Origin of the sequence: Pseudophaeobacter sp. 1A16562 (genome assembly GCF_041008785.1) — a bacterium.
GTDB lineage: Bacteria > Pseudomonadota > Alphaproteobacteria > Rhodobacterales > Rhodobacteraceae > Phycobacter > Phycobacter gallaeciensis_A.
The window spans coordinates 60,615-86,164 of sequence record NZ_JAXGFT010000004.1 but is presented as its reverse complement, the minus strand read 5'-3'; the positions used below and the strand labels follow the sequence as shown (position 1 = coordinate 86,164).

The 25,550-nt window shown below is 62.9% G+C and carries 22 protein-coding genes; 10 read left to right on the top strand and 12 right to left on the bottom strand.

Annotated features, from left to right (window positions below):
• Positions 1-8: 8 nt before the first annotated feature.
• The 12 genes from SM764_RS06810 to SM764_RS06755 all read right to left on the bottom strand — a co-directional run bounded on the left by SM764_RS06810 (position 9) and on the right by SM764_RS06755 (position 14,255).
• Positions 9-1,823, bottom strand: coding sequence for a feruloyl-CoA synthase (locus SM764_RS06810; protein ID WP_368946931.1), 1,815 nt, complete (start codon positions 1,821-1,823; stop codon positions 9-11).
• 3 nt (positions 1,824-1,826) lie between these two features.
• A complete protein-coding gene (locus SM764_RS06805) occupies positions 1,827-2,309 on the bottom strand; it encodes a MarR family winged helix-turn-helix transcriptional regulator (protein ID WP_065270938.1) in 483 nt (160 codons plus the stop codon).
• A 4-nt stretch (positions 2,310-2,313) separates the two neighbouring features.
• Entirely contained in the window at positions 2,314-3,081 is a 768-nt protein-coding gene (locus SM764_RS06800; protein WP_274832390.1) for a crotonase/enoyl-CoA hydratase family protein, read from the bottom strand.
• A 12-nt stretch (positions 3,082-3,093) separates the two neighbouring features.
• The gene (locus SM764_RS06795; RefSeq protein WP_368946930.1) at positions 3,094-3,858 is read right to left on the bottom strand and encodes an SDR family NAD(P)-dependent oxidoreductase; all 765 of its coding nucleotides are present in this window, start codon (positions 3,856-3,858) and stop codon (positions 3,094-3,096) included.
• A gap of 191 nt (positions 3,859-4,049) precedes the next feature.
• Positions 4,050-5,474, bottom strand: a complete 1,425-nt coding sequence (pdxR, locus tag SM764_RS06790) for a MocR-like pyridoxine biosynthesis transcription factor PdxR (protein WP_369001365.1) — start codon at positions 5,472-5,474, stop codon at positions 4,050-4,052.
• A gap of 41 nt (positions 5,475-5,515) precedes the next feature.
• Positions 5,516-7,582, bottom strand: a complete 2,067-nt coding sequence (locus tag SM764_RS06785; RefSeq protein WP_369001364.1) for a molybdopterin-dependent oxidoreductase — start codon at positions 7,580-7,582, stop codon at positions 5,516-5,518.
• A 239-nt stretch (positions 7,583-7,821) separates the two neighbouring features.
• Positions 7,822-8,832, bottom strand: a complete 1,011-nt coding sequence (locus SM764_RS06780) for a GGDEF domain-containing protein (RefSeq protein ID WP_065270942.1) — start codon at positions 8,830-8,832, stop codon at positions 7,822-7,824.
• On the bottom strand, positions 8,829-9,416 hold the full coding sequence (locus SM764_RS06775) for a heme NO-binding domain-containing protein (protein WP_065270943.1): 588 nt from the start codon (positions 9,414-9,416) through the stop codon (positions 8,829-8,831). The genes SM764_RS06780 and SM764_RS06775 overlap by 4 nt, the downstream gene beginning before the upstream one ends.
• A gap of 377 nt (positions 9,417-9,793) precedes the next feature.
• Positions 9,794-10,813 carry an Ldh family oxidoreductase gene (locus SM764_RS06770; RefSeq protein ID WP_369001363.1) on the bottom strand — a complete coding sequence of 340 codons (1,020 nt, stop codon included), beginning with the start codon at positions 10,811-10,813 and terminating at the stop codon, positions 9,794-9,796.
• A 52-nt stretch (positions 10,814-10,865) separates the two neighbouring features.
• A complete protein-coding gene (locus SM764_RS06765) occupies positions 10,866-11,516 on the bottom strand; it encodes a DUF3726 domain-containing protein (protein ID WP_368946926.1) in 651 nt (216 codons plus the stop codon).
• Entirely contained in the window at positions 11,513-13,162 is a 1,650-nt protein-coding gene (locus SM764_RS06760; RefSeq protein WP_369001502.1) for a hypothetical protein, read from the bottom strand. The genes SM764_RS06765 and SM764_RS06760 overlap by 4 nt, the downstream gene beginning before the upstream one ends.
• A gap of 121 nt (positions 13,163-13,283) precedes the next feature.
• On the bottom strand, positions 13,284-14,255 hold the full coding sequence (locus SM764_RS06755) for a membrane dipeptidase (protein WP_369001362.1): 972 nt from the start codon (positions 14,253-14,255) through the stop codon (positions 13,284-13,286).
• 149 nt (positions 14,256-14,404) lie between these two features.
• Between SM764_RS06755 and SM764_RS06750 the strand changes: the two genes are divergently transcribed.
• The 10 genes from SM764_RS06750 to SM764_RS06705 all read left to right on the top strand — a co-directional run bounded on the left by SM764_RS06750 (position 14,405) and on the right by SM764_RS06705 (position 25,548).
• Positions 14,405-15,325, top strand: a complete 921-nt coding sequence (locus SM764_RS06750) for a LysR family transcriptional regulator (RefSeq protein ID WP_369001361.1) — start codon at positions 14,405-14,407, stop codon at positions 15,323-15,325.
• 128 nt (positions 15,326-15,453) lie between these two features.
• Positions 15,454-16,827: a sigma-54-dependent transcriptional regulator gene (locus SM764_RS06745; protein ID WP_369001360.1), complete on the top strand. Its 1,374-nt coding sequence runs from the start codon at positions 15,454-15,456 to the stop codon at positions 16,825-16,827.
• Between the two features lie 346 nt (positions 16,828-17,173).
• Positions 17,174-18,904 (top strand): OFA family MFS transporter, encoded by a 1,731-nt coding sequence (locus SM764_RS06740; protein WP_369001359.1) that lies wholly within the window; start codon positions 17,174-17,176, stop codon positions 18,902-18,904.
• A gap of 164 nt (positions 18,905-19,068) precedes the next feature.
• Positions 19,069-19,668, top strand: a complete 600-nt coding sequence (locus SM764_RS06735) for a DUF6134 family protein (protein ID WP_368946924.1) — start codon at positions 19,069-19,071, stop codon at positions 19,666-19,668.
• A gap of 11 nt (positions 19,669-19,679) precedes the next feature.
• On the top strand, positions 19,680-20,357 hold the full coding sequence (locus SM764_RS06730; RefSeq protein ID WP_274832381.1) for a response regulator transcription factor: 678 nt from the start codon (positions 19,680-19,682) through the stop codon (positions 20,355-20,357).
• The gene (locus SM764_RS06725) at positions 20,354-21,718 is read left to right on the top strand and encodes a sensor histidine kinase (protein WP_369001358.1); all 1,365 of its coding nucleotides are present in this window, start codon (positions 20,354-20,356) and stop codon (positions 21,716-21,718) included. The genes SM764_RS06730 and SM764_RS06725 overlap by 4 nt, the downstream gene beginning before the upstream one ends.
• Positions 21,719-21,829: 111 nt before the next feature.
• Positions 21,830-22,429 (top strand): thermostable hemolysin, encoded by a 600-nt coding sequence (locus tag SM764_RS06720; RefSeq protein WP_065270953.1) that lies wholly within the window; start codon positions 21,830-21,832, stop codon positions 22,427-22,429.
• The gene (locus SM764_RS06715; protein ID WP_369001356.1) at positions 22,429-23,871 is read left to right on the top strand and encodes an AMP-binding protein; all 1,443 of its coding nucleotides are present in this window, start codon (positions 22,429-22,431) and stop codon (positions 23,869-23,871) included. The genes SM764_RS06720 and SM764_RS06715 overlap by 1 nt, the downstream gene beginning before the upstream one ends.
• Positions 23,868-24,659 carry an SDR family NAD(P)-dependent oxidoreductase gene (locus SM764_RS06710; RefSeq protein ID WP_368946920.1) on the top strand — a complete coding sequence of 264 codons (792 nt, stop codon included), beginning with the start codon at positions 23,868-23,870 and terminating at the stop codon, positions 24,657-24,659. Before SM764_RS06715 ends, SM764_RS06710 begins: the two co-directional genes overlap by 4 nt.
• A gap of 31 nt (positions 24,660-24,690) precedes the next feature.
• Positions 24,691-25,548 carry a TauD/TfdA family dioxygenase gene (locus SM764_RS06705; RefSeq protein WP_368946919.1) on the top strand — a complete coding sequence of 286 codons (858 nt, stop codon included), beginning with the start codon at positions 24,691-24,693 and terminating at the stop codon, positions 25,546-25,548.
• Positions 25,549-25,550: the final 2 nt, after the last annotated feature.

The window sequence follows — 25,550 nt, the reverse complement described above, 5'->3', positions numbered from 1 at the left end:
TGTTCCTATCAGAGTTTCGCAATGCCGCTGGCAGCGTCATCATAAAGCCGCTCCAGCAGATCTGCGCGGCGCGTCAGCACCTTGCGGAAGTTGAGGTTGCCCTTGGCGGTGATCTCAGCATCGGTGAGCGAGGGCGGCTCGGCCAGCACAATGGCGCGCACCACCCGGGTGGAGGAGCCGGAAATGCGACCTGCGCGCTCGTTCAGCCGGTGATGAATGTCGGACAGAAGCTGCGGACAGACCAGCGCGCCGCCGTCTTCCTCCAGCGTGAAGCCTGCTGCCTCGATCGCCTCGCGGTTGGGGAAGATCATCACGCCGATCTCGTTCTTGTCCTGCCCGGTCACCACCAGATCGGCAGCCAGCGGTGCAAGTGTCGAGAGCATTTCGATCCTGAGGCCCGCCGCCCGCACCCAGGTGCCAGTAAGCAGCTTGAAGTCCTCGGAAATCCGCCCGTCAAAGCGCATGCCCTTGTTGATGTCGTCCTTGTCCACGAACACCATGGCATCGCCGGTGATGAAATAGCCTTCCTCGTCAAAGGCCTCTGCGGTCTTTTGCGGGTCTTCGAAATAACCGGGCATCACGTTCGGTCCCTTGACCCGCACCTCGCAGCGCATGTCGTCATCCGGGATCAGTTTCAGGGTCACACCGGTCATCGGCACACCCACCACGCCCGAGCTTTCCGTCGGCTCCTGCTGGATCATCGTCGCGGGCGCAGTCTCTGTCAGCCCCCAGGAAGAGGTCATCAACGGCACCTCGCCCTTGATCTCCATCGCCATGGTCTCGAAACCCGACCAGACCTCCTGCGGCAGTGAGGCGCCGGCGTAAAAGATCATGTCCAGCTCTTCAAAGAAACGCTGACGAAGCCCCGCGTCCTTTTCCAGTGCCTCCAGCAGCATGGCAAAGCCCATGGGCACATTGAACACAAGGCTGCCGGTTACCATCGACAGGTTCTCGACTGTGCGATCAAACAAGCCCTTCACCGGCTTGCCATCGTCGATGTAAAAACTGCCGCCATTGGCCAGCATCATGTTGAAGTTATGCGAGCCGCCAAAGACGTGGTTCCACGGCAGCCAATCCACGATGCGCGGCGGGCGCGCGCGCAGGAACGGCAGGCTGTCGGCGAGTTGGGTCTGATTGACGCACATCATCCGCTGCGTGGTCAGCACCCCTTTGGGGTTCGAGGTCGACCCGCTGGTCATCAGGATCTTGGCGACGGTATCGGGCGTCACCTTGGCAAATCCCGCGTCCACATCGACGCCCGCATCGCCTTTCAGAAGGTCCGCAAAGGCCGTGACATCGGTGCCGCCGGTGCGGGTCGCAACGATCTCAACACCCTCAAGGGCATCCAGTTTCAGTGCCTCGCCGTACTGATCGGCATCGACAACATAGGCCATCTTTGGCCGCACCAGTTCGATGGCGTGGCGCAGGCGGCCATGGGCGCCGTGGATCAGCGAATACTGCTCGGCCACCGGTACGGTCGGCACACCGGCGTATTGCGCGGCCAGCGACAACAGCCCGTGATCGACGCCATTTCCGGACATGATCAGGATCGGCGTGTCCGCCCCCATGCCCCGCGCCAATAGCGCCGCCGCAATGGCGCGCACCTGCTGCAGGGTCGCCGCATAGCTTTCCTCGCGCCAGCCCGCGCCACTGCGCTCGGCCAGGAACACCCGCTCGGGCGCCTCTTCGGCCCAGCGGTGCAGCCAGTCACCAGTCCGCTCTGTCACCGGCCCCAGATCGTATTCAGACCGCAAAAGCAGGCTGCCATCGGGGCGATCCTCGCGCGTGACGGCGTGTGGCAGGAAATTGGACGTCCGTTTCATGGTCTATCCTTTCGACAGGCTTTTCTGGATCAACTGCATCGCCGCGATCACCGTGTCGCGGGTCGTTGCATCCATGTTCTCCAGCAAGCGTTGTTCATGGGCGGTCACTGCGGCCACCGCTTTTTCACAGAGCTGGCGCCCAGCCAGCGTCGCCTTCAGCGCATAGGCCCGCCGGTCCGTCGGTACCCGGTCGCGCACGATCAACTCGCGCCGTTCCAGCTCGTCTATGATCACGACAAGATTGGGCCGTTCCACATCCATCGCATCCGCCAGCTGCGACTGGCGCAACCCCGGATTATCGACGATCAGCACCAGCGCCGTGTAGGTCAGCATCCGCAGATCAAAAGGCTTCAGCGTCCGGGCCAGATCGGTCTGCACGACGTTGAATGCCCGCTTCATGTGATAGCCGACAAACGCGCGCAGTGTTTCATCGCTGACGTGAGACACGCCCATTTCAGGCTCAGGCTCTTTGATGACGGTTTTCATCGGATCACCGGAACTTAGGGGCACGTTTTTCAAGGAAAGCACGCAAGCCTTCCTCGGCATCCGGCGTGGTCTGCGACAGCGCCGCCGCCAGCGATTCCGTGAACAGACCATCGGCCTGCGACATGTCGTTGATGCGGGCAATCGACTGGATCATCAGATAATTCGACAAGGGCGCGTTGCGGGCGATCTTGCCCGCCAGCGTCTGCGCCAGCTCCAGCGCCTCACCTTCGCCCACCGCATAATGGGCAAGGCCAAGCGCCACGCCGGTTTCGGCATCGTATTTGCGCCCCGTCAGCATCATCTCGGTCATCCGGTCCGCGCCCAAAAGACGCCCGACCCGCGCGGTGGCGCCGCCACCCACAAAGATGCCGCGCCGCCCTTCGGGCAGCTGGAAGATGGTCGAAGGTTCAGCGATGCGAACATGGGTCGAGCTTGCCAGCTCCAGCCCGCCACCGATCACCGCCCCGAACATGGCGGACACAACCGCCAGACCGCCGAACTGGATCTTCTCCATCACCTGGTGCCACTGGCGCGAGTGATAGAGGTTTTCCTCGGCCGAGCGGTGCACATGTTCCGACAGGTCCAGCCCCGAGCAGAAATGCCCTGCGGTGCCGGTCAGGATGACAACACGCACCTCCTTGGGCGGCGCCGAGAAGAAAGCATCAAGCGCCTCCAGCAGCTCTTCGCACATGGCGTTACGCTTGTCCGGACGGTTCATCGTCAGGGTGGCGATGCTGTCATTGATGTCGATTTTGAGTATCTGATCGCTCATGCGCGGGATCCTTCAGCGCGGCGGCAGGCGCACAGCGCCATCCAGCCGGATGGTTGTTCCATTGAGAAATGGATTGGTGACGATCTGCTCGGCCAGAAGCGCGTATTCCTCGGGCGCGCCCAGCCGGGCAGGAAAGGGAATATTGGCGGTGATCTGCGCCGAAATCTCGGGCGGCAACCCTTCCATCATCGGGGTCTGGAACAGGCCCGGCGCGATGGCCATCACGCGGATGCCCGATTGCGCCAGCTCGCGCGCCGCAGGCAGGCACATGGAGGCAATCGCCCCCTTGGAGGCCGCATAGGCCGCCTGCCCCAGCTGGCCATCCTCGAAGGCAACCGAAGCGGTGTTGATGATCACCCCGCGCTCGCCATCCGCCAGCGGGTCCAGCTCAGCCATCAGGCGAGCAGCATGGCTCATCACATTGTAGGTGCCAAAAAGGTTCACCCGCAGCGTCTTTTCAAACACATCGAACGACAGCTTGCCGCCACGACCGACGATGCGCGCCGCCATGCCGACCCCGGCGCAGCTCACCGCGATGCGGGGGGCACTGCCCAGCTGCTCTGCAATGCTGTCGAGGGCTGCACCGACGGCGGCCTCATCACTGACATCCACATGCAGGGCGATGCCGCCGATCTCATCCGCGACCGCCTTTGCCCGTTCGATATCGAAATCCAGAATGGCGACTTTCGCGCCTTTTACGGCAAGATGCCGGGCTGTCGCCGCACCAAGGCCACTGCCGCCACCTGTGACCAGCGCCACATGTCCATCTATCTGCATAGTTCCTCCCCGAACTGGATAACTGATATTATAGTTATCCCGCATACCTTCTTTTTAATCGTTATACGAAATACCTATCTCGCGCCAACAAAAATTTCGATAACACTTAAAGCACTAATTTTGAATGCGTTTTCAGGACCACCTCGGGTCGATCAGCAAGAATTCATACGACTGCGCAGTTCGCGCCGCTGTCAGGTTTGATCCTGTTTCGGCTCGGATTCGCCGTCCAAAACCTGCGCCAGACGGGTCAGCGCCGCGTCGATTTCGCGGATCTCCATGTGGCAACAGCCCAGAACGAGACCATTCAGCCCGGTCACCTCGGCGGCAAATCCCGAAAGCGGGCGCAACCCCAGACCGGCGTCCCGCGCCCGCTTGCAGATTTCGTGATCCTGCCTACCGTCGTTCAGATGAAACACCAGCTGCATGCCCGCACCGTGGTCCGGCGCGCTGCCATAGGCGGAAAACTCCTGCTGCAGCCGCGCCAGCAAATGCTTGCGCCGCTCACCATAGATACGCCGCACCCGGCGCAGATGGCGGTAGAACTCGCCGCTGTCGATGAACTCTGCCAACGCCTGCTGCGGCATGCCACTGGCCCGGGTGCCAAAGCGCAGCAAACTGTCGTGCAGCGGCGCAATCAGCGCCTCGGGCGCCACCACATAGCCGATCCGCAGCGCGTTCGAGAAGGTCTTGGAAAAACTGCCAAGGTAGATCGTCCGGTTCAGCCCATCGAACCCCGCCATTGCCGGAATGGGGCGCCCCGCATATCGGAATTCGCTGTCATAATCATCCTCGATGATCCAGGCGCCGGTCCGCTTGGCCCAGTTGAGGAATTCCAGACGCCGCCCCGGCGTCATCGCCCCGCCCAGCGGATGCTGATGCGATGGCGTCAGAACCACCGCCTTCAGGTCGGCATCCTCTGCGGGAACGCAGGCGCCAAGAGCATCGACACGCAGGTAGTGCGAGCGCAGCCCCTGCGATTGCACGATACGGTTCAGGGGCGGATATCCCGGATCCTCGATCCCGATGGCGCTGCCGCGTGGTGCCAACGTGCGCAAGCAGAGTTCCAGCGCATCCGTCGCCCCCGCAGTGATAATGATTTGCTCGGCGCCTGCCTCGATCCCCCGCCACTCTGCCACATAGGCCGCAATGGACCGGCGCAGCGCTGCATTGCCCCGGACCGCGCCGCCATCCAGCATGGTTTCCGGCGCCACCCGGCAGATCCGCGATACGCAGCGCGCCCATTGCCGGTGCGGGAACAACCGCATGTCCGGCTCTCCACTGTTGAAGGGCAACAGGGCACGCGGCGTCTCCTTTGCATGCTCCGGGGGTGCAGGATGCACCGGCTGCAGTTCGACCTGCCCCATGGCGCAGACGGTAAACCCCGAACCGCGTTTTCCCGCGATGTAGCCTTCGGCTTCCAGCTGCTCATAGGCCGCCACCACGGTCGAACGCGACACCCCAAGCTCTACCGCGAAACTGCGGGTGGCGGGCAGCTGGCTCGCCTCCGGGATCTCTCCTGCCGCGATCCGCGTCCGCAGCGCCGTGCAGATCTGCTCGAACACGGGCACTGGCAGAGTGCGGTCAATGGAAAAGGTCGGCCCGGGTACCTGCTGCACGGTATTGGTCTCCACATTCCGCCGAATACTGCCCCATTGCGTCAGTCCGGTCTACTATCCCACCCACGCCGCAGATCCACGAAGGTTTCGTTATAGCAGGCGCCCCCGGCAATATCCGTGCGCAGGGCCGAGGGAATCAGCGCATTCGCCGTGCGGCCGCTGCGCGAGCTGGAAAGCCAGGTCCCCTTGGGGCTGTAGACCACACCGGGCCGGGTGGCAGTTGTCACCTCCAGCGTAAAGGTCACCTCGCCCCGGGCATTCCAGACGGTAACAGGATCGCCATGGCTGAGTCCGCGTGCCTCGGCATCTTGCGGATGCACCTGTACCACCTCTGCCCCCGCCGACAGCGCATGATGGCCAAAGGTCGCGTTGGTCCGCTTGTCCGAACTGGGGGTGACCAGCACCAGCGGCAGATCCTGCGGGGCGGGGTCATAGCGCGGGACACCGCATCCGAACCGATCCTCAAGCTCCTGACTGAACAGCTCAATCCGCCCCGACGGCGTCTGCGGCATCACCGATTGGCACAGCACCAGCGGGCTGCCATCCCCGGCGGTCATCGCGATGGCCTGGTCGCAGGGGATTTCGCTGGGTGGCTTACCCCCGAACACCGGATGCGACGCGTCCATGGCCTGATCCATCAGGTCCTTGTCACTGTCGCTGAACTCGGGCTCCTGATAGCCGAACCGGGCGGCCAATCGGCGAAAGATCTCGGTATTGGGCAGGCTTTCCCCCACCGGCGCGATCACCGGTTCCGCCCGCTGGATGTAGTTCTGCCCATAGGCGCCATAGATGTCATCATATTCGAAATGGCTGGCGGCAGGCAGGATCACGTCGCAATAGGCCATGGAATCCGTCATCACCACATCCGCGCCTGCTATGAACAGGTCCTCTTGCGTCAGGGCCTCGATCATCCGGTCTTGATCGGGGTGCGTTGCAACAGGGTTGTGGTTGTAGATCATCACGGCCCCGACCGGCACATCAAGGTTCCGGTCCAGCATCTTTTCCGCCACATCGACGATATTGAAACAGCGCGTGCCGGGGTGAATCAGATGATCCCCCTGCAGGCGGGACGAGGTCTTTGGCGCGGCGGCCCCGGATTTCGCGACCACCCCCGCACCGGGGCGCCCGTGATGCCCTGTCAGCGCATTCAGAGCCATCGCCGCCCGCAGCCCGGCACCGCCCGAGCGGGTCCGTTCGATCCCGTTGCCAAAGGAGCTTGCCATCCGGCGGGACGCGACGATCCAGTCCACCAATTGGTGCAGCTCTTCCGCAGGGAGGCCGCAGATGTCGGCGACACGATCCGGGGTATAGGCGCGGGCCTCCTCCATATAGGCGTCAAACCCATGGGTCCATTTGCCGATGAAGGTCATATCCAGCGCATCGCGCCGCTCCAACTCGGCCGCCAATCCCAGCGCAAGAACCACATCAGTTCCCGGCCGCAGCTGCAGGTGCATATCGCATTGCTCGGCCAGCTTGATCCGCTTGGGATCAATCACCACCACCCGCGCGCCGGATTTACGGGCCTCTTTGATCACGCGCATGAAATGCAGGTTGGAGACGGTGACGTTGTTGCCCCAGACCAGGATCAGATCCGATTGCACTGCCTGCTCCGGCGGCATGCCCGGCGCGCTGCCAAAGAGGCTGGCGTAGGCCTCTCCGCGCACACCACCACAGAGCGGCCCGCGATCCAGCAACGTCGCCCCCATCCGGTAGAAGAACCGCCGGTCCATTGAGCCCCCGGCCAGTTCACCATGCGGCCCGGCATAGTTAAGCGGCAGAACCGATTGCGCCCCATGCGCCTCGATTGCCTGGTTGAAACCTGCATGGATCAGGTCCAGCGCCTCCTCCCAGGTGATCCGCTCATAAGACCCCGATCCCCTCGGGCCGGTCCGTTTCAAGGGGTGCCGCAAGCGCGCCGCGCCATGCACGAAATCCGGATAGCAGCGGGCCACCTTGTTGCAAATCACCCCGGCGGTGAAGGGGTTCGCTGTCGATCCCCGGACTTCGGAAATCCTACCGTCCTCGACCTTGACGGTGAGGCTACAGGTATCCGGGCAATCCAGCGGGCAAACGCTTGGGCGAAAGGCGGTCGGGTCTTGATTGGTCATCTCGGCCTCTGAAAACAACACTCAAAGGGCGGATACACCGGCAACTGGGAGGGCGTTAAGCTCCAATTCTGGCAAAAATGACCAGACCAATCTGGCAAACGCATGGGGCTGGTGGGCCAAACTGGCCCCCTATCTGGCCACCACACGCGCTTTTGGCGCCTGCAAGAGGCGCCAAAAATCAGGTGACAAGGAAAAGAGCCTACGGCAACAGGCAGATAGAAACGACGGAATTGGGCCGATCAGTGATCGAGGGCCAGAACCTTGTTTTCCATGCCTTTTTCATAGAAGCAATGCTGCGCTCGGCCAGATCCCTTGGCCGCATAAAGCGCGACATCCGATTCATTCAGAATTTCCGCAGCGGTAAAGGTGCCGCTGTGCCAAGCCGAAAGCGTAGTGCCCGCGCTCGCCGAAATCTTGCACATCTTGCCGCCATAGGGAATCGGCACCTCCAATTCGGAGATCAGCCGTCTCGCCAGCCCTTCGATCTGGCGCAGATCGCGCAGGTCATTGAAGATCAGGACAAATTCATCGCCGCCAACACGTGCAACCGTATCGGACTGGCGGGTGCATTCTACCATGACACGGGCCACATGCTGCAACACCGCATCCCCGGCGGCGTGTCCCAGCGTGTCGTTGACCTGTTTGAAGTAATCGAGATCCAGATGCATCAGGGCAAAATCCCGGCCGCCGCTGATCAACCGATCCAGAATGTGATCCATGGCGCGGCGGTTCTTGAGGCCCGTCAGCGTATCTGTGAAGGCCTGTTCCTCGGCCGCGATCTTGGCCCCTTGCAGACGCAGGTTCAGCTGGCGCGAGGCCTCCATCGCGGCGGACTTGGCCTCAACCAGATAAAGCATCTCGATGGTGAGATCGGTTGGAGAAAAATCCGCGCTGGTCAGATCATAATCCCGCACAGCTTCCAGAACCGAGATCCCGAAGGACAGGTTGATGATCGCGCCCTGCCCCTGTGGCAAAGGCACGAGAACGCCTTTCAGGCTGGTTTGCGGCGTGTCCCGAAAATGCAAATGCAATTTGGACCCGGCCGTATTGACCAGGTCCGCCATGGACCGAACCCGGCGCGGGCGCGACAGATCAAAGACACGGAAAAACCGGCGTCCCTCCCATTTCAGATCGGGTCGGAGCTTTCTGAGCGTGGGGCCGACGCGCTGGATATACCCCTTGGCATCCACGATCGCATACATCGGGCAGATCTGATCCGCGATGACGGCAAGCTGTTCATTGGTCATCATAGGGAATGCGCTCCCAGATCAAAGGCCCGCCCTTCGGCAAATTCTCTTTCCACCAGGGTGATGGAAATCACCTCTGCCCCGTCCTGCGCACCGCTTGAATCCAGAATAACGAGATCTCCGTAATCGTCGGCCATGGCCCGCAAAACACCCATCATGACATTTGAATAGCCGGGCAACCCCGGCTGGCAAACCAGTTCGAAATGACCCGGTGACTGTTCCAACAATTCCAAGCCCGGTAGATAAAGATCGGATACGGCAAGACGGGCACGCCCCGGAAGGTCATCCAGAGAATGCAAAAACTCAACATAATTGACCCCGCCGAACCGCAGCAGGCGGCGCAGGGCTTCGACCTGAGGGTTGGACACCAGAAAGGTCCCCATATCCTCAAGCATCTCAGGCAGCGGACGCTCCAGCACCGTTTCCATGGCACTCAGCATCTTGTTCGACTGGTCATCCGTATAGGTCAGCATGGCCTCGAATTGTCGAAACCCAAGCCCAGCCACATCCATGATTTCATACCAGCGGTCCGCGCCATAGGTGCTGGTCACAAAAGCCTGGATCGCCCTGTTGATCAGACCATGCATATCTTGGCCCCTTTTCCTACCGTGTCCCATTATGGGCCCTGTGTGTTAAAAAACGCCCAACATCGGCAAAATTCATCCAAACAGCACCACGTTCCGGGCACATCCACGTGCCTCCCCCGAAACAGACCGCAGCCTCTAGGTACCCCTTACCGACAGGACAAGCCCCCGGAGGTGGTCGTGTGCACACAGCCCGGTAAACTCCCGGTGAAACGGCATAATCCGCACCAGGCTCACAGGACACGGGCACCTGATATCTTAGCGCCAATAGCAGGCACCGACGCGACATCATTTGCTTGAAAGAGTTCCGGCGCGGACCCTAGCGATGCCAACCCGCACCCGTCAAGCCAGATGGCATCTTGCTTGCATCCTTTCCTGCATCAGTCGCGGGGCGGCAGCAGTGCCCGCACCCGCGCAAGGGTTGCCGTGCTGACCGCGACCCCGGCCTGTTCTGCCCGCGCCCGTGCTGCGGCACGCCCATCGCCCGGCAGGCGCGCGCCTTCCTGCGCCCGGACCGAGGCCACAAGCGCACCCATCCGGTCTGCATAACCTCCCCCCGAGGTCGCGCCCGGATCGATGGCGATGAAGAACTGTCCGGTGCGGGGTGGCCCGCCTACCGGCCCCGAAAACGGGCTGGCCTCACTGCCCAAAAGGGCTCCGGTCATCGCTGCCGCCATCATCTCGACCATCAGCGCCACGCCAACGCCCTTGTACCCCCCGGCAGGCACCATGGTGCCCTTCAGTCCCGCCTCCGGGTCCGTGGTCGGATTGCCCGTCGCATCTAGCACCCAGCCTTCGGGAACCGGTCTGCCTTCGCGGGCGTGTTTCATCACCTCGCTTTTGGCGATGGCGCTGGCGGATTGGTCGATCAGAACCATGACCTGCCCATCGGGGCCTGGTGCTGCGATAGAAAAGGGATTGGTGCCCAGAACCGGCTGAGCGCCACCTGATGGCGCGATCGAAGCCGGCGCATTGGTAAAGCCGATGCCCATCAGACCCGCCTGCGCCAAGCGCTGCGTGTGACAGCCCAGAACGCCGCAATTGTAGGAATTGCGGATCGCAAGTACCGCAACCCCCTGCTCCCGCGCCATCAGGATCAGATGTTCAAACCCGAGATCGATCGCGGCATGGGCAAACCCGGTAGCCGCATCCACAGTCACCACGCCGGGCCGGGATCTGGAGACCTGCGGCTGGGCCTGACCGTCCACCTTGCCGCATGTCACATGCTCGGCGTAGATCGGCACATAGGCCAGACCATGGGAGGCAACCCCATCCGCTTCGGTCATGGCCGTAGCCCGGGCCAAAGGCGCGGCATTTTCACGGCTGGTCCCCGCCGCCATCAGCGCCCGGAGCGCCAGATCTTCGATCTCTGCCAGAGAGAGGGTTTCTGTCGCGCTCATCTGTCTCCGCTTTCTGTCCGTTTCACGTCTTCATCCCGTATCAATCTCCGTATCAGTCATTGTCCGCCAACCCGGCCCCTGCCCCGCGCAAGCGCGAGGCCTCGGTGGCGGGGGCATAGGTGCGATGGGCGAAGGTGGACAGCTGCGCCCAGGCGTCATCTGTGACCTGCCCGCGCCTGACTGGCGCAAGGGGAGACCCCAACGTTGCCTCCGCGTGGCAGCGCAGCCAAGGCACATGATCGCGCAGCATCTCTTGCCGCGTGCCGGTCGCGCAGATCTGGCGACCATCGGTCACCAGCCGTATATTCGGCCAATCAAGGGCCACCGGCCGGTCCAGCCGCTGCGCTGCCGCCGCCGCAAAGGGCAAGAGCAGCAAGGGAAGATCCACCTCCTCCATCTCAAAAACCGCACCGGTCTCAAGCTGGGCGGCCCGGTCGCTCAGCGCACTGCCCGACACCAGAGGGCAAAGCCGTCCCGTGGCCGCGCGCCAGCGTCCGCCCTCTATCGCAGTCGGAGCAAGCGCGGCCACGGGACGCAGATCGTTGCGCGCCAGCAGCGCGGCCAGCTGCTCCGCGCCGGGCAAAGCCACCCCGGCCAGAAGACGCGCCGCCGCGCCAGCTTCCTCCGCCAGCCCCCAGGGCAGCCCAGCGCCCCGCGCCGCGCGTTTGCACATGGCTTCGATCTCGTTCAGCGACAGGTTCATGCGTCCGGATCCGGGTAGATCCAGAAATCTCCATCGCGCGCCGACAGCTCTTCGGGATAAGGCGCATTGCCGAACATGCAGATCCGCACCCAGCGGTCCGACCGCGGATCAAAATGCAGCGCGCCAAAGAAGGACAGTTTGCAGCGCAGCATGTCGATCGGCAGAAGATCGCAGGCAATCGTATTGTCCCGGATTTCGGCATAGGGCGCCTCGGCGACGATCTGTACCCGCCGCACCGCGTGCCTGTGCTCCGGGTGGCGCAGCAGAAATTCCGCCACGTTCGCTTCCTCGGGCCAGCCTTCCATCGCGTGATAAAGCGCCGCCACATCGCGCCCCGGGGCCAAAGGCTGCTCATAGGGGGCGATGGGTTCCTCGGCCCGTTCACCCAGGCGCGGTTCCAGTTTTTCCTCCGAAACATACCAGACGCGGGCAGTGGTTTCGGGAAGATCCCAGTCGATGGCCAGCGCCCAGTCATGGGAGCGCTGCACGAGTTGCCGCAGACGTCCCAGCGTCATGCCGCCAGCAATCCGCCGGGTTTCCCCCTCCCCACAGGCCATGGCGGTGGCCAGATCATCGACCAGCGCGCCATAGGGTTCCAGCATCAGCGACACCAACCATTCCTGCCCTTCGCAGGACAGAGATCGCTCGGCCCAGCGGTACAAACCATCCCAGGGGTGCGGGGCCGATAGAACATCGCCCTCCAGATGCCCGGCCAGATGGTCGATATCCGAGATCAGCACGGATCGCTTCCACGCCTGCCCCGGATGCCCGGTCTGCCAGTGCGCCACGGAACGGCGGGCGCGGGCAAAGAGGTCACGAAACCGGGCCACCTCTTGCGGGCTGGCCTGCGGCAGGCTCCGCACCCGCTCCAGCGCGGTTTCCCGCGCGGTGATCCAGTTGTTGAACAGGACCGGGTGGTTCAGCAAAAAGGGCGCCATGCCAAGGCCGGTGGAATTGCCGATGCCCAGACGCCGGGCCAGCGCCGGATCCAGACGCGCCGCACCCCCACCCGAGCGAGCACGGGCGCGGGCATCCGCCATGTGCTGCACCAGATCCCGAACAAAGGTCCGGGTCAGATACACCGACAGCATTTCGGCCTGAAACGGTGCCGCGCATTCCGGCCTGTCCGCGATCATCTCGCGGTCGGCAGCGCCCAGTTTGCCCGAGCCATAGACTGCCGTGGTCCGCATGAGGTAGCCAACCGCCTCGATCTGCGCCGGGTCGGGCTGGCAGCCTGCCGCCAGCGCCGAGACTACGTGTTCCCACAGGCGCACCGAGCGGTTCGCCCGCGACACCGACAGCTCGCGCTCGCTCACCCGGCCAGCTTCTTGCAGCGGCACGTTCTGCGCCAGGCGGGCAATGTCGTCGGCGCCCGGAACACCATCGAACAAAGCAAAGGTCGCATCCCAGGCCTCGGCTATCACCCGGTCAGAGCGTTTTTCCGGCGGCAGGTCATGGGCAAAGGCCACAAGGGAATAGCTGCGTTCAGGGCCATGGGCGCTGTAGACCGCGTGTCCCGTCCCGTCGTCGCCAATCTCGAACACCGGCCTGTCAAAGCACCAGCCCTCGGCCTGCATCCGGCGGGTCAGAATGCGCATGAAGGACAGCCGCGACTGATGGAAAGATCCCAGCCGTGCAAGGCGCATCACGGTTTCAGGCGGACGCAGCCCAGCGGGTCGGTGATCCGATGCTTCCCTTTCCAAGCTGCCCTCCTTCTTTGCTTACCCTTGTTTTTCCAATGTTTTCCTCTGACCCGGTGCAAATGACCTATGCCGGGCCGAACCCCTGGCTGAAAAAACGGTACCAGTTGCCGCCCATGATCGCGGCGACCTCACCCGCGTTCATGCCAACAGCGCGCAAGCCGGTTTCGATATTGCCAAAATCGCGGTTGTCGCGGAACCAATCCGGCATCGGCGGAAATCCAGCAGCGTCAGCGGAGCCTTCGCCATAGTCGATCTCCTTGCTCCAGCGCCCGACGCGCATCCATTCCACCACGCTGTCCGGCTGATCCTGGCACAGGTCCGTGCCGATCCCCAAATGCTCCACTCCAAACCTATCGGCGGTGCGGGCGATCATGCTGCAGAAACTGTCCCGCGTGCAGTCGGATTTGTCCTTCAGATGATGCGGGTAGAGCGAAAAGCCAATCATGCCGCCGTTCTGCGTCACCGCCCGGATCACATCGTCCCGCTTGTTGCGCAAGGCGGGCATCCAGCCGTGCGGGTTGGCGTGGGTTATGGCAATGGGTCGCTGCGACAGATCTGCTGCCTCGATGGTGGAACGGTCGGCAGAATGGCTCATGTCGATCACCATGCCGACACGGTTCATCTCGCGGATCACCTGCTGCCCCATGCGGGTGATGCCGCTGTCCTCGGCCTCGTAACAGCCCGTCGCCAGCAGCGACTGGTTGTTATAGGTCAGCTGCATGAACCGGGCGCCAAGCGTGTGCAGGATTTCGACCAGGCCGATGTCATCCTCAATCGGGGACGGGTTCTGAAATCCAAAGAAGATGGCCGTGCGCCCGCTGTCCCGCGCCCGATCGATATCGCTTGCCTGCGTGCCTTTGAGGATCAGATCCGGGTATTGCTCGAACCAGCGGTTCCATTGCTCAAAGTTCAGAACCGTTTCACGAAATCCTTCGTGATAGGCGATGGTGACGTGCACCGCATCAACGCCCCCTTCGCGCAGCTGGCGAAAGATCTTTTCGGACCAGTTGGCATATTGCAGCGCGTCGATCCGCATTAGGGCCGACCCCATGCAACACGGCGCAGTGCAGTTTGGTCCATATGGCGTTTCTCCGGGTCCGATATTTGCCTTGGATGAAACTATGGACTCGGCATCCGCTTTCACACAAACTCAAACAACTCAAACTCATTTCAGAAATTTTGAAAATGGCGCTGAAAATTGAGATGCTTCGATGCTTTGCCACGGTGGCCCATTCCGGCACGCTGACCGGGGCGGCACAGCAGTTGGGACGCACGCCATCAGCGGTTTCGATGACGCTGAAACAGCTGGAGGACCATCTGGGCGAGCCGTTGTTCGAGACCGGACGCAAGAACAAGCTGACCGCGCTTGGCGCCTTTGTGCTGGAACAGGCGGACCGCGAATTGCAGCAATTCGACACCACAGTGCGCGCCATCGAAGGCTTTGCCAGCGCCAGAACCGGCAGGGTGCGCGTGGCAGCGGTGCCCTCGGTGGCGGGCAGCATCCTGCCGCAGGCGATTTCCAGTTTCATCGCGCGGTTTCCCGGTGTCCAGATCGAGGTCTGGGATATGGAATCACGCGCCATCATCCGCGAGGTGAGCCGGGACCGGATCGATATCGGCATTGCAACGGCCGGGTTGCCGGATTCAGATGCGATGCCCGCGCTGGATCCGCCAACGCATACTGGCCTGCATTGCAGCAACCTGATGTCAGATGCCTTTGGTTTGATCTGTCCCGACGGGCATCCGCTGGCAGCGCCCGGCGGGCCGGTGTCGTGGCGCGACATCGCCGAACAGTCCTTGATCGCCAATCCCCTGTCCGCCGGGATCCGGACCAAGGTCGCGCAGAGCCTGCACCGGGAGGCACTGCTGCAGGGGCACAATGTGACCTCTCTTCTGGCCATGGTACGCGCCGGTCTGGGCGTTACCATCCTGCCGGAGATGACGATGCTGCTGCTCGGCTCCTCTGGTCTGGTCTTTCGCCCGCTGGCCGATCCCGAAGCCCGGCGCCACATCCACCTGCTGCGCAAGGCCGACGCCCCGCTGCTGCCGGTGGCCCGCGAGCTGGAGCGGCAGATTCAGCTGACAGCCGCCCCGTTCCAGACGTAAGCCCCAGCCCCTCCGCTGCCCTTGCTCGCGAAGAGTTCATGACCTGGCAGGCTGGCTTTTCTTGACCGGGCTGAGTTTGGCGGGCATGCCCTATTGCACTCAGACAACAGAACACGGGTAGACCTGCGGTGGCACAGGCAACAGAAGCGCAGAGCGGAAACGAGCTGACGGACCGGCTGGCGCAGGCCAGCATCCTGGTGGTGGATGACGAACCGGGCATGCGCAACTTCCTGGTCAAAACGCTCGCGCCCCACTGCCGAGAGGTCGCTGAGGCCGCGACGACCGAAGAAGCCGGAGAGCTGCTGGCCCAGCGGCATTTCGATGTGATGATCCTGGACAACATCATGCCCGGTCAAAAGGGCATCGACTGGCTGGCCCATCAGCGCAGCGCCGGCGGGTTTACCGATACCATCATGATCACCGCCTATGCGGATCTGGAAACCGCGATCGAGGCGATGCGCGCCGGGGCTGCGGATTTTGTTCTGAAGCCCTTCCGCTCGAACCAAATGCTGAATGCGGTACAACGCTGCATCCAGATGGCTCAGCTGCGGCGCGAGAACGCCCTTTTGCTGCACGAGCTGAACAGCGCCGACACCGGGCGCAGGTTGCGCAACCAACTGATCGGCAGCTCGGATGCGATAGCCGATGTGCGGCGGGTGCTGGATCAGGTCCGCGATGTCAGCACGCCGGTTCTGATCACCGGCGCCTCTGGCACCGGAAAGGAAGTCGCGGCGCGGCACCTGCACGCAGCTTCGGACCGGGCGGCACATCCCTTTGTGCCGATCAACTGCGCTTCCATTCCGGCAGAGATGATAGAATTCGAACTCTTCGGCCATGCGCCCGGCGCCTTCCCCGGCGCGCAGGGCGGTCGCGAGGGGCTGCTGCCCTCGGCGCAGGGCGGAACCGTGTTCCTGGACGAGATCGCAGGTCTCAGCGCGTCGGCGCAGGCGGCATTGTTGCGGGTGCTGGAGGATGGCTTGGTCCGCCCTGTTGGCACCGAACGCAGCACCCAACTAGATGTGCGCTTTGTCGTCTCCACCAGCAAATCGCTGAAGGACGAAGTCGCCGCCGGGCGTTTCCGCGAGGATCTGTTCTTTCGCCTCAATGTGATCGAAGCGGCGATGCCCCCGCTTAGCCAGCGCGGCACCGATGTGGTAGAACTGGCCGAGTTGTTCGTGCAGGAGATCGCCGAGCAGTTGACCCGCGCGCCCTTGCAGATCGATCCCCGCACCCGCAGTGCCCTGCTGCGCCACAAGTGGCCGGGCAATATCCGGGAGCTGCGCAACTTCATCGAGCGCTCTTTGATCTTTGGCAGCTTTCCCCTGGAAACGCTGGCCCACCCGGCGGACGGCAGCGGCCAGATCGAACCGCTGGATCAGATCGAGCGGCGCGAGATCCTGCGCGCGCTGGAGGCTGTCGATGGCAACCGCTCGGAAGCCGCCCGCAGGCTGGGCGTCTCGCGAAAGACCATCGACCGCAAATGCGCCTCCTGGGGATTGTAAGCCGGGAATCGTCCATCCCCTCGCGCTCTGGCGCCCTCTGCCGACACCGCTGCTGGCACCTGATCACGCATATTTTTACCGAATTGAACAACCGGACAAACTGGCGCAAATTTTACCCCCTGACTGGGAAACAATTTCCAAAATGTCCAAATTGTCCCGGGTCGCGACTATGGCGCTCTGACAAAAAGTCAGCGTAAGTTATTGTTTTTTATATTTAAAACATTGACGCACCCCTTCACAACAGCCGAAGACTACCACGTCGCATGCGCTCGCATGCCCAGCTTCGGCAGCCGACCTCGGGGAGGAGAGAGACGCCAGCCGGTCAATAATTTGGAGGATAATCCATATGAGTTCCGCACCCAATCGGGGGCCGCTTTCCTTTCTGCTGAAGGAAAACATCGTCGCAGGCCCCGGCTTCAACCGCTGGCTGGTACCCCCGGCCTCGATCGCCATCCACCTGTGCATCGGCTCGGTCTACGCCTGGTCCGTATTCAACCCTGCTCTGACGCGCCAGCTGGGCGTTGTCAGCCCCGCTGCTGACGACTGGAGCCTGACCTCGGTGGTCTGGATCTTCTCGGTCGCCATCGTGTTCCTCGGCCTGGCTGCTGCCTTTGCCGGCAAATGGCTGGAAAAAGTTGGCCCGCGCATGGTCGGCACCGTTGCTGCCTTCTGCTGGGGCGGCGGTTTCCTCATCGGCTCGGCAGGGATCGCCAGCCATCAACTGTGGCTCGTTTACCTTGGCTATGGCGCCCTCGGCGGCTGCGGTCTGGGTCTTGGCTATGTCTCGCCGGTTTCGACCCTTCTGCGCTGGTTCCCGGACCGTCGCGGCATGGCAACCGGCATGGCCATCATGGGCTTTGGCGGCGGCGCCATGATCGCGGCCCCGGTAAAAGGCTGGCTGCTGTCCATCTATGCCAAGGCACCTGAATACCTTGGCACGCGCGAAGCCATCGACACCGTGATCGAAGGCGGCCGAGTGTTTGCCCAGACCGCAAACGGCATGGTTGAGGTCGTCATCGCATCGGCGTCCCAGGCGGCAGCCCTGCCCGGCGGCGGCGAGGCTGGCGTCTATGTGGTTGGCACCGGCGACACCGGCGCATCCTCCACCTTCCTGACCCTTGGCATCGTCTATTTCATTGTGATGATCATCGCCTCCTTCAGCTATCGCGTTCCGGCAGAGGGCTGGAAACCTGAAGGTTGGGAGCCGAAACCGGTCGCTTCGGGTCTGATCACCAAGAACCACGTCCATATCGACCAGGCGCTGAAAACACCGCAGTTCTGGCAGCTGTGGGTGATGCTGTGCTTCAACGTGACGGCTGGCATCGGTGTGATCGGCGTCGCCAAGACGATGATGTCGGAAATCTACGGCACCACCATGCCGCTGATCGTGACCGCGGCTTTTGCCTCGACCTATGTTCTGATGATCTCGGTCTTCAACATGGTCGGCCGCTTCTTCTGGGCCTCGACCTCTGACTTCATCGGGCGCAAGAACACCTATCACGCCTTCTTCATCCTTGGCACGATCCTGTACCTGTCGATCCCCTATTTCGCGACCGCAGGCGCAGCAAACCCGTCGATGTTCTACCTGATCGGCTTCTACGTCGCGACGATGATCATCTTCTCGATGTATGGCGGCGGCTTTGCCACCATCCCGGCCTATCTGGCGGATATGTTCGGCACCATGCACGTAGGCGGCATTCACGGCCGGTTGCTGACCGCATGGTCCACCGCTGGTGTGCTGGGTCCGCTTGCGATCACGTCCTTGCGTCAGATGTCGGTGAACAATGCGATTACGGATCTTGCCGCCAAGGTAGATGCGCAGGCCTTTGAAACCGCCTTTGGCGCGCCGGTGTCGCAGCTGGACGCTCTGGTGTCCGCGAAGACGGTGACAATCGCCAAGCTGATGGAGATCGCGCCGCAGGGCATCGTCGATCCGACGCCGAGCCTTTACAATACGACCATGTATTGCATGGCGGGTCTGCTGGTAGTGGCCTTCTTTGCCAACCTCCTGATCCGGCCGGTGGGCTCGCACCACCACCACCCGGAAACCGGCGCAGCACCTTCGCCCGCCGAGTAACTCCGACACAATCCCAGAACCTGAAGGGGGCCTGCAAGCGCAGGCTCCCTTTTTGCATTTATCGCCACGCACGGCCCATGCCCCGGTCACGCCCGTAAGGTTCGCGTAAGCGGCACCACCCATATCGGGCGCCAACCCTGTACAAATATCGCAAGGAGCGTGTCATGCAGATCCTCAGGAAACTCGCCGTTCTGGTCACAGCCATCGGGCTGGCAACGCCGGTATTGGCCTCTTCCCCACCCAGCCAGGGCGCATTGCGCTTTGACGTCATTCGCAAGGGCAAGGATATCGGAGAGCTCAGCTACAGCTTTTCAGGCTCTGCCGCCAAATACTCCGTCCAGGTCGTCACCGATATCGCCGTCAAGATCCCGCTGATCCGCGTCAATGCCTATGCCTTCAAGCAGAACAGCGTCGAGACATGGGCAAATGGCAAGATGACCTCGATCCGCTCGGCCACCGATGATGACGGCGACGCGCATCAGATCAGCGAAAAGGGGCGCGGCCTGCTACCCGCAAGCCTGTGGAACGATGATATTCTGAAACGCCGCCAGTTACTCAACACCATCGACGGTACCGTCATGTCGGTGCGGGTGATCGATCTGGGTGTTCAGAATGTCCCCACCCGCAGCGGCCAGCTGCGCGCCCATCACTATCGTATCTCAGGCGATCTCGAACGCGATGTTTGGTATGACCAGAACGGAGACCTTGCACATGTTTCCTTCAAGGCCGATGATGGGTCAACCGTGACCTACCTGCGCAAATAGGATCGCAGCCCATGCGGCTTCTCTATGTGGAAGACAACGAAAGGTTGGCGCAAAACACCTGTGCCAGCCTTGAAAGCAATGATTTCGTCGTCGACTGGGTGGCGACTGGCGCGGATGCGGTGCATTCCGCGCGGAGTTATTCCTATGACGCGATCATCCTCGACCTGGGCCTGCCGGACATGGACGGGCTGTCGGTGCTTGATGGGATCAAACAGGCCAATGCCGACACGCCGGTGATCATCTGCACCGCCCGTGATGCACTGGACGAACGGGTGAAGGGCCTCAACGCCGGATCTGACGATTATCTGGTCAAACCCTTTGACAGCAGCGAGTTGATCGCCCGCATCCGCGCCGTTCTGCGCCGCCCGGGCGGTGCGCTGGGGCTGAAGCTGAGCCTTGGCAACATCCGCTTTGACACCAACGATCGTTCCGTTGAGATTGCTGGCCAGCCCGCCCGGTTTTCCCGTCGCGAGCTGGATTTGCTGGAGGTCTTCATGCGCCGCAAGGGGCGCATCCTGTCCAAGGACAGCATTGAGAACGCGCTTTACGGATTTGATGCGCCGCCGACGCCGAACGCCATCGAAGTCGCGATTCACCGGCTGCGCAAGAAACTGCAGGATCTGGGCGCCGCAAGCACCGTCCACACGCTGCGGGGCATCGGCTACCTGATGGAAGACGACGGTCAATGAAGGCCCTTGCCCAGTCTGCCCATGCCCCCCTTGGCGGACCGGGCTCACTGCAGCGCAAGCTGACGGTCAATATCGTTCTGGCGCTGCTGCTTGCCATCGCAATGTCCGTCACGATCCTGATCTCCGAGTTTTTCGAACATCTGGAAGAAAACCTCGAAGAGACGCTGCTGCGCGAAGCAAACGAGGTTCTGGTTCAGGCCGACCCGGAGGCGGAGAAATATGGCCTGCCGGTGCAATCGCTCCGGTTTCGCGGCGCCGAGGGCGCCTATCGCTATACGGTGTTTGGTCCGGAGATGGAGCTGCTCGCGGGCGGTGAGACCTCTCCGCAAATCAAGGCGCAGATTGCACCGCTGTCGCTTGGCACCGCTGCCGAGATTGACCTGCCGGGAGAGCGGCGCGGCATGGCGCTGTGCGGCATCAATGCAGGGCTGAAGATCTGCGTCCTTGCCTCGGCCTATGCCCCCATCGCCGATACCAGCATCCTTGATGCCATGTGGCACGAGGTAGAAGAGCAGATCATCTGGATCGTTCTTGGCGCGGTGCTGGTACTGTCATCGGCGCTGCTGGCGGCGCGGCTCTCCCTGCGGCCGCTGGATCGCGTCATGCAGCAGGCCGGCAGTATCGGCCCCGACGCCCCGGACCAGCGCCTTTCGCCCGAAGGATTGCCGTCCGAGATCGTGCCCCTCGTCGCTGCCGTTAACAGCGCCTTTGCCCGGCTGGAAAAAGGCTACCGGTCGCAGCGCGAGTTTTCCTCGAATGTGGCGCATGAGGTCCGCACCCCTCTCGCGGTGCTGCACTCCAGCGTCGATACCATCGGTGACGCCGAGGTCCGCCAACGCCTCAAACAGGATCTGAAACAGCTAGAGCAGATCTTTGAACAGCTGATCGATCTGGCCCGCGCCGATGCGCTGGAACCCTCGACCTTTCAGGAGATTGCTCTGGACGATCTGGCGGTGCAGATCTCCTGCGCTCAGGCCCCGAACGCAATCCGCGCGGGCAAAAGCCTGGCCGTCACCGGCGCCAAGGGCGTCCGGATCCGCGGCAATGAGGGCCTTCTGGCCATCGCGCTGGACAATCTCGTGCGCAATGCGCTGATCTATTCGCCCGCCGGAACCGAGGTTGAAATCTGCGTCATGGCAAATCCACCCGGCATCGCGGTTCTGGATCGCGGTCCCGGGGTGCCGGAAACGGAACGTGAGGCGCTGTTCGAACGCTTCAACCGCGGCTCCGAGCCGGGCCGGGGCAAGGGCTCGGGAATTGGCCTGGCCATTGTGAAAGCCGTGGCCGAAGCCCATGGCGCCCGGGTCGACATTGCCGACCGGGATGGCGGTGGCAGCCGGTTCAGCATCGAATTTTCATAAAACATCACAGATACTTGACCTGCTCCGCCCATGGTTCTGCGAACCTGTAAGCGGGCTGTAAGCCTGGCGGGCGATTTCCCTAGACAACAGGAAATCCAAGCGAGGCGCTCCATGCGAATTGAGTTTTTGACGCCGACCTCTCCCGGCCGTAAAGCCGCTGAGGCCCATATCCGTGACGTTTACGACACCACCTATGCGGCGCAGGTCAAAGGCTTTGCCCCGGTTCTGGCAGCAGCCTCCAACGCAGAGGGTAAGATCCTCTGCGCGGCCGGGATCCGCACGGCGCAGGACGGGTTTTTCTCGGACTGCTACCTGAATGGCGATTTCTGCGAGGTCCTGAAGGAACGCACCGGACGCGATATCCACGCCAGCCAGATCATGGAGGTAACATCCCTGGCCTCGGTGTCGCCCTTTCCGGTGTTGCCCCTGCTCGACCGCATGATCGACTGGGGACGGCAGCAGGGCGTGGTCTGCGGCGTATTCACTGCCACCCTGCCCCTGCGCCGCCTGCTGACGCGCACCGGGCTGGGCTATATCCCCCTTTGCGCCGCTGAGGCGGACCGCGTGGCGGACCCAGACAACTGGGGAAGCTATTACGACACCGATCCCTGGGTCTGCGCCTTTATCGAGACCGAGACGGATCTGGCGTTGTTGACGCCCGGCACCGCTGCGCCTGCATCGCTGCCGGGCCTTCAGGGAGGTGCCGCATAATGGACATGGTATTCGAGGCCCTGTGGCGTCACGCGGCAGAGCGCCCGCAAACGGTCGCCTTTTCCGGCGATGGCGACAGCCTGACCTGGGCCGATCTTGCCGCCGAAGTCACCGCGCTTGCGGCGCGGCTGGACGGTGCGCCCCGCACCGTTGGCATCGCCCTTCCGGGCGGCTGCGCCTATGTCGTGGCCGATCTGGCGCTAACCCTCACCGGCCGTCGGCAGGTGCCGCTGCCGTTTTTCTTTGCGCCCGAGCAGATTGCCCATGTGATCAAGGACGCCGGGATCGGCGCGCTGATCACCGCACCCGAAACCGCCGGGCAAAGCGCTTTGCCGGAAATCCCCCTGTCTCTCAGCCACACCGATGCCGCAGCACTACCAGCCCCGACCTCGGCAGCCTCCAAGGCAGAGCGGATCATCTACACCTCCGGCTCGTCCGGGCGCCCCAAGGGCGTTGTCATCGGAAGCAGCCAGTTGCAGGCCTCGCTGAATGCACTGCTGCCCGTGGTGGCCCCGACGCACAGCGATCGCCACCTGTCGATCCTGCCCTTGGCGCAGCTTCTGGAACAGATCTGCGGGATCTTCCTGCCCATTCTGGCGGGCGCGGAAACCCGGTTTGACTTCAACGCCACGCGCACTCTGTTCGGCGCCGAAATCGGACCATTGACCGCCGCCTTTGCCCGCGAAAGGCCCACCACCAGCCTGCTGGCGCCCGCGCTTCTGGGGCGCTGGGTTCAAGACCTCAGCAGCAAGGACGGCCGGGCTCCCAACTCGCTGCGCTTCGTGGCCGTCGGCGGCGCTGCCAGTTCGCCCGCGCTGCTGCACGCCGCCGAGGCTGTCGGCATCCCGGCGCACGAAGGCTACGGCCTGTCGGAATGCTGCGCCGTGGTGGCGATGAACCGCCCCGGACACAATGCCATCGGCACCGTCGGAGAGATTCTGGAAGGGCTCGACGTTCAGATCATCGACGACGAGATCACCGTCGCAGGCCCCACCGTGATGACCGGGTATCTCAATGGCGATCCGCCCCCTGCCCGCTGGCACACCGGCGATCTGGGCCGCATCGAAAACGGGCGTCTGATCGTGGACGGGCGCAAGGACGCGCTGATCGTCACCGGCGCCGGACGCAACATCTCACCCGAGTGGGTCGAGCAAAGGATCAACGCCGATCCCCGCGTCGTCAGTTCGGCCCTTGGCCTGCACGAGGACGGATCGCTGGTTTTGGTGGTCGCTGCCGCGGCCCCGGTCAGCGGCGCAGAGATCGCCGCCGCACTCGAAGGGATCCCGCCCTATGCGCAGCCTGCGGCGGTAATCATGACCTCTCCGGCAGAGCCGGGCCTGCTCTTTGCGGCAGGCACCCCGAACCGCGCCGTCGCCGCCCGGATTATCAACGACCGCCCGGCGCAGCCTCTTTCCCAGACAGCCGAAAGCCTTGCCTCATGACCCAGAAAAAGACCGTTCTTATCACCGGCGCGGGATCCGGCATCGGCCGGGCGCTGACGATGGAAGCCGCACGCCTTGGCCATGTGCCGCTGATCACCGGACGCAGTCGGCACAAGCTGGAAGAGACCGCGACGCTCGCAGGATTGCCTGAGAGCGCCATCCTGCCCGCAGACGTGACCCTTGCCGAGGATCGCGCAAGGCTGGTCGCGCAGGTCGGTGGGCGGCTTGATATCCTGATCAACAATGCCGGCTGCCTGACCGTCGGACGGCTGACGGATCTCGGCGATGCTCAGCTGCAGGCGATGACGGACACAAACCTGATGGCCCCGATCGCGTTGACCCGGGATCTGTTGCCCGCCTTGCGCGCAGGCAAGGGGCGCGTGGCAAACATCGGCTCTGTCTTCGGCGATATCGCCTACCCCTATTTCGCGGCCTATTCGGCGACGAAGTTCGGCCTGCGGGGCTTTTCTGACGCGCTGCGGCGCGAATTGTCTGGCAGCGGCGTTGGCGTCACCTACATCGCCCCGCGCGCCGCCCGCACCGCCGCCGAAAGCGAATTCGGCGCCCTGATCGAACCGCTGGAGATGACGCTCGACAGCGCGGAACGGGTGGCTGCAGAAGCCTGGGAAGCGATCCGCAAAGGCAAACGCGAAAGCTTTCCCCGCGGCAAAGAGCGGTTCTTTGTCAAAGTCCAGCGGCTGTTCCCGCAGCTGGTCGACCGCTCTGTCGGGGCCCAGGCCCGCGCCGAGAAAACCATCGCCGCCCTGGACAGCCTGCGCCGCGCCTAGACCCTCCTGATTTCAAGAAGAAAGACCAAACATGACCTATACCGTGATCCGCGCCGCGCGCACCGGCAGCCAGATCGATGCCCCCGCCATTGCCACCGTCCGCGACCACCTGAACCGCGATGGCTGGGCGCTTCTGCGGGGCTTTGACGTTGATATGGCCGCCTTCAGCGCCCTGACGGCAGAGCTGTGCAGCACCATCACCTTTGACCCCGCGCGAGAATTTTCCGAACGCAACACCCAGATGGTTGACGCCGGGCTTGGCCCAATCGGCCTGCATATCGAAAACGGCAACACCCCGGTCTGCCCCGATATCGTCGCCTTCTATTCCGCCAAGGCCGCCTTTGAAGGCTCGCAGACCACGATCTGCGACGGGCGCGATGTGCTGGCCAGCATGTCGGACGCACAGCGCGCGCGCTGGAGCCAGCCGATGACCGTCTCGCGCAAGCTGCCGGAACTTTTGTGGAAACGCTACCTGGCCAATGAACACCCCGCAATCTCGGAGCCTGAAGAGGTGACCGAAGAGCATATCCTGCAATTCAAGGCAGCGATCCCGAACCAGGATTTCGACATGCACGAGGATGGCTCGCTCACCTATCATATCACGCTGAACCCGGTGCGGCCCTCGGCCCTGTCCGGCGCTGCAGGCTTTGCCAATGCGGTTCTGGGTCCGTCGCACAATTACGAGCCGCCCGTCTACCGGCTGGCAGATGGCAGCCTGGTCAGCGCCGAAGAGATCGAGGAGCTGCGCGAACTGGCCGAAGACAGCACCACCGAGATCAACTGGCAGGACGGCGATATCGCTGTGCTCGACAATACCCGCATCATGCACGGGCGCCGGGCAATCAAGGATCAGGATCGCCAGCTGTTCATCGGCATGGGCCGGGTCTGATC

What these genes read in the sequence shown, in the direction of transcription:
- SM764_RS06810 (WP_368946931.1), bottom strand. Translation starts at nt 1,823, where the DNA reads ATGAAACGGACGTCCAATTTCCTGCCACACGCCGTCACGCGCGAGGAT.
- SM764_RS06805 (WP_065270938.1), bottom strand. Translation starts at nt 2,309, where the DNA reads ATGAAAACCGTCATCAAAGAGCCTGAGCCTGAAATGGGCGTGTCTCAC.
- SM764_RS06800 (WP_274832390.1), bottom strand. Translation starts at nt 3,081, where the DNA reads ATGAGCGATCAGATACTCAAAATCGACATCAATGACAGCATCGCCACC.
- SM764_RS06795 (WP_368946930.1), bottom strand. Translation starts at nt 3,858, where the DNA reads ATGCAGATAGATGGACATGTGGCGCTGGTCACAGGTGGCGGCAGTGGC.
- SM764_RS06785 (WP_369001364.1), bottom strand. Translation starts at nt 7,582, where the DNA reads ATGACCAATCAAGACCCGACCGCCTTTCGCCCAAGCGTTTGCCCGCTG.
- SM764_RS06780 (WP_065270942.1), bottom strand. Translation starts at nt 8,832, where the DNA reads ATGATGACCAATGAACAGCTTGCCGTCATCGCGGATCAGATCTGCCCG.
- SM764_RS06775 (WP_065270943.1), bottom strand. Translation starts at nt 9,416, where the DNA reads ATGCATGGTCTGATCAACAGGGCGATCCAGGCTTTTGTGACCAGCACC.
- SM764_RS06770 (WP_369001363.1), bottom strand. Translation starts at nt 10,813, where the DNA reads ATGAGCGCGACAGAAACCCTCTCTCTGGCAGAGATCGAAGATCTGGCG.
- SM764_RS06765 (WP_368946926.1), bottom strand. Translation starts at nt 11,516, where the DNA reads ATGAACCTGTCGCTGAACGAGATCGAAGCCATGTGCAAACGCGCGGCG.
- SM764_RS06760 (WP_369001502.1), bottom strand. Translation starts at nt 13,162, where the DNA reads ATGCGCCTTGCACGGCTGGGATCTTTCCATCAGTCGCGGCTGTCCTTC.
- SM764_RS06755 (WP_369001362.1), bottom strand. Translation starts at nt 14,255, where the DNA reads ATGCGGATCGACGCGCTGCAATATGCCAACTGGTCCGAAAAGATCTTT.
- SM764_RS06750 (WP_369001361.1), top strand. Translation starts at nt 14,405, where the DNA reads ATGGCGCTGAAAATTGAGATGCTTCGATGCTTTGCCACGGTGGCCCAT.
- SM764_RS06740 (WP_369001359.1), top strand. Translation starts at nt 17,174, where the DNA reads ATGAGTTCCGCACCCAATCGGGGGCCGCTTTCCTTTCTGCTGAAGGAA.
- SM764_RS06735 (WP_368946924.1), top strand. Translation starts at nt 19,069, where the DNA reads ATGCAGATCCTCAGGAAACTCGCCGTTCTGGTCACAGCCATCGGGCTG.
- SM764_RS06730 (WP_274832381.1), top strand. Translation starts at nt 19,680, where the DNA reads ATGCGGCTTCTCTATGTGGAAGACAACGAAAGGTTGGCGCAAAACACC.
- SM764_RS06725 (WP_369001358.1), top strand. Translation starts at nt 20,354, where the DNA reads ATGAAGGCCCTTGCCCAGTCTGCCCATGCCCCCCTTGGCGGACCGGGC.
- SM764_RS06720 (WP_065270953.1), top strand. Translation starts at nt 21,830, where the DNA reads ATGCGAATTGAGTTTTTGACGCCGACCTCTCCCGGCCGTAAAGCCGCT.
- SM764_RS06715 (WP_369001356.1), top strand. Translation starts at nt 22,429, where the DNA reads ATGGACATGGTATTCGAGGCCCTGTGGCGTCACGCGGCAGAGCGCCCG.
- SM764_RS06710 (WP_368946920.1), top strand. Translation starts at nt 23,868, where the DNA reads ATGACCCAGAAAAAGACCGTTCTTATCACCGGCGCGGGATCCGGCATC.
- SM764_RS06705 (WP_368946919.1), top strand. Translation starts at nt 24,691, where the DNA reads ATGACCTATACCGTGATCCGCGCCGCGCGCACCGGCAGCCAGATCGAT.